We start from the raw sequence: 3160 nt of genomic DNA, 5'->3' as shown, positions 1-3160 counted from the left end.
GCACTTCCAGTCGGGTGGGCTGAAGCCGCGCCTTGAGCTGCTGCTCGATCTCGTGGGTGCGCACGGGCAGGGCGCTGGAAACGCCGGCGTTCATGGTGTGGCGCCTGGTTTGATGTGCTTGTTCAGGTACACCGCCTGCGCAAGCACAAACACCACCATCAGACCGAGGCCACCAAACAGCTTGAAGTTGACCCAGGTGCTGGTGGAAAACGTGAAAGCCACCCACAGATTGAGCAGGCCCATCACGGCAAAAAAACCAACCCAGCTGAAATTGACCACGCGCCAGATCGGGTCAGGCAAGTTCATCTGCGCGCCCATCAGCGACTTGATGCCGTTTTTCTTCCACACCAGCTGCCCCAGCAGCAGCGCGCCGCCCATCACCCAGTACAGTACCGTGGGCTTCCATTTGATGAAGCTCTCGCTGTGGAAATAGATGGTGGCGCCGCCGAGCACCGTCACCAGCCCCAGGCTGATCCACAGCATGGTGTCGACCTTCTTGCCGCTTACCTTGAGCCAGAGGATCTGGGCCAGCGTGGCAACGATCACAACCACGGTAGCCAGCAGCACAGGCGCTTCAGCCGCACCCACCACTCCCCCGGAAACCATAAAACCCAGCCACTCGGTGGCTGTAGCGGCGGCCCAGTCCTTGTTGCCTTCGGCGTACTTGAACATGCCGAAAAAAAGGGCGATCGGCAAAAAGTCGAAAAGAATTTTCATAAACAGATTATCGCGGGGTAAAAGAAGCGAAAGAGCTCACTGGCGTTGGGTCCCGAATTAGCAAGCATGAGCCGCGGAACCGGCTTTGCCGGGCCGCAGGCGGGCGGCCCCCTCGGGGGGGCAGGAAGCTACGCGCAGCGAGCGACCGTGGGGGCTTCACTTCTTCTTGAAATCAAGCGCTGCCGAGTTCATGCAGTAGCGCAGGCCTGTGGGAGACGGCCCATCGGGAAACACATGGCCCAGATGCGCGCCGCAGCTGGCGCACACGGTTTCGGTGCGCACCATGCCGTGCTTGCGGTCCACAATTTCCTCAATCGCGCCGGGCACGGCTTCTTCCGAAAAGCTGGGCCAGCCGCAGCCGGCGTCAAATTTGGTTTCCGACTCAAACAGTTTGGCACCGCAGCAGATGCAATGGTAGCTGCCGTCGGCCCAGACGGCTTCGTATTTGCCGGTGTAGGGGCGCTCGGTGGCGGCGTGGCGCGTGACTTCAAAGGCCGCAGGCTCAGCGCCTTTTTCGGCCAGCAGGGCCTTCCACTCGGCGTCGGTTTTCTGGATCTTGGTGCTCATGTTCTGTTCCTGGCGTGAGTTGGCGGAGGTGTTACGAACTGCAACTGATTTCAATGGATGAGGCCCAGTCTGGGGGGAAATCCGCAAAGCTCTCATGCCCCGGATGCTCCTCAAATGGGGCCTGCAGCAAGGCAAGCAAGGTGTCGACCCCGGAAAAGTCTTTTAGTTTCGCGGCGCGTATGGCTTCTTCCCCCAAATGGTTGCGCAGCACGAACTTGGGATTGTTGTTAAGCATCAAATCAGCCCGCAGCCCTTGATCCACTTGCGCAAGGCGCTCTGAATACTGTAGCGCCCAGGCGTTGAAGGATTCCCGGTCAAAGAACAGGTCACGCAGGGGTTCATGGCCGCTTTGTGCCGTGAAACCATTCAGGCGCCGCCAGAAGATGGTGTAGTCCACCTTGTTGGCGGCCAACAGTTTGAAGGTGTTGTCCACCAGGGCCTTGTCCTCGGATTGCTCGTCCGCCAGGCCAAGTTTGCCGCGCATTCGGGCCTGCAATGCCTCAGGGAACACGGTTTTGTAGGGTTCCAGGGCTGCAAGAGCCTGCTCCTGGTCTTCAATCAGCGGCAGCAAAGCCTGCCCCAGGCAAAACAGGTTCCAATAGGCCATGTTTGGCTGCTTGTTATAGGCGTATCGGCCCTGGGTGTCCGAATGGTTGCAGATGTGGCCAGGATCAAACGCATCGAGAAACTGGAACGGGCCATAGTCAATGGTCAGCCCCAGGATGCTCATGTTGTCGGTGTTCATGACGCCATGGCAAAAACCTGCAGCCTGCCACGCAGCCATAAGGTGTGCGGTCTTTTCGCTGACGGCCTCCAGTAGCGCCGCATAAGGTTGCTTTGCCTTGCGGCAGGCGGGGTAAAACCGGTCGATGACGTAGTCGGCCAGCACCTTGAGCTGCGCATGCTGGTCGTTGTAGCTGAAATGCTCGAAGTGGCCGAAGCGGATGAAGCTTGGCGCGGTGCGGCTCACCACGGCGGCGGTCTCGATCTCCTCGCGCCGCACGGCTGCATCGGAGCCGGTAACGCACAGCGCCCGCGTGGTGGGAATGCCCAGGCCATGCATCGCTTCCGAGCACAAAAATTCGCGAATCGAGCTGCGCAGTACAGCCCGGCCATCACCCATGCGGGAGTAGGGTGTTTTGCCGGCGCCCTTGAGCTGGATTTCCTGCGGCCCGCGCGGAGTACTGATTTCGCCCAGCAACAAGGCGCGGCCGTCACCGAGTTGCCCGGCCCAGACGCCAAACTGGTGACCGCTGTAGACGCTGGCCAACGGCTCGGAGCCAGGCAGGACGCCATTGCCGCTCAAGGCTTCCAGGGCTGCCTGTGATTCAAGCCATTCTGCGCCCAGTCCCAGCTCGTGCGCCATGCTGCGGCTGCGGCCAACCCAATAGGGGTCAGGCAGGGACTGCGGCCGCAAGCGGGTGTAGAAGTCGCCACCCAGTTGGGCGAAGCTGTTGCTCCAGGTCAGCGAGGTACCGGCAGAGGAACCTGCATCGTCGGGCGCCGGAAGGTTTGCAGAGGTCATCGGCAAATTGTCCCCTACCTGACATGAACCCGTGATTTCACGGGCAATCCCGCATGACCGTCATGGTGCGCTGCGGCATGATGACCGCTTGCTGAACACTATTTAACCAATGGAGACTTCCCGATGCTTGGGTTAATGCAAAGCCAGCCGCTGCTGATTTCCGGCCTGATCGAATTCGCGGAGCGCCATCATGGCGACGCCGAAATCGTCTCGCGCCGCGTGGAGGGCGACCTGCATCGCTACACCTACAAGGATGTCGCCCATCGGGCGCGCCGGGTTGCCAATGCGCTGGACGGCCTGAAGCTCGCATTCAGCGACCGCGTTGCCACGCTGGCCTGGAACGGCTACCGG

The 3160-nt window shown here is 60.6% G+C and carries 4 protein-coding genes; 1 reads left to right on the top strand and 3 read right to left on the bottom strand.

Going from position 1 to position 3160, the window contains the following annotated elements; all coding sequences use genetic code 11:
* Window positions 1–90: 90 nt before the first annotated feature.
* The 3 genes from AC1D1X_RS19295 to AC1D1X_RS19285 form a co-directional block, all read right to left on the bottom strand.
* The gene (locus tag AC1D1X_RS19295) at window positions 91–717 is read right to left on the bottom strand and encodes a septation protein A (RefSeq protein ID WP_457280850.1); all 627 of its coding nucleotides are present in this window, start codon (window positions 715–717) and stop codon (window positions 91–93) included.
* Window positions 718–873: 156 nt separating this feature from the next.
* Window positions 874–1284: a peptide-methionine (R)-S-oxide reductase MsrB gene (gene msrB, locus AC1D1X_RS19290; protein ID WP_477648405.1), complete on the bottom strand. Its 411-nt coding sequence runs from the start codon at window positions 1282–1284 to the stop codon at window positions 874–876.
* A 31-nt stretch (window positions 1285–1315) separates the two neighbouring features.
* A complete protein-coding gene (locus AC1D1X_RS19285) occupies window positions 1316–2809 on the bottom strand; it encodes a protein adenylyltransferase SelO (RefSeq protein WP_477669515.1) in 1494 nt (497 codons plus the stop codon).
* 123 nt (window positions 2810–2932) lie between these two features.
* On the opposite strand from AC1D1X_RS19285, the gene AC1D1X_RS19280 reads away from it, so the two are divergent.
* Window positions 2933–3160 (top strand): AMP-binding protein (locus AC1D1X_RS19280; RefSeq protein ID WP_477698918.1); only part of this gene is annotated, 228 nt, incomplete at its 3' end.

This window comes from Polaromonas sp. P1_G4 (genome assembly GCF_056405475.1).
This window is presented reverse-complemented; position numbering and strand designations above follow the sequence as displayed.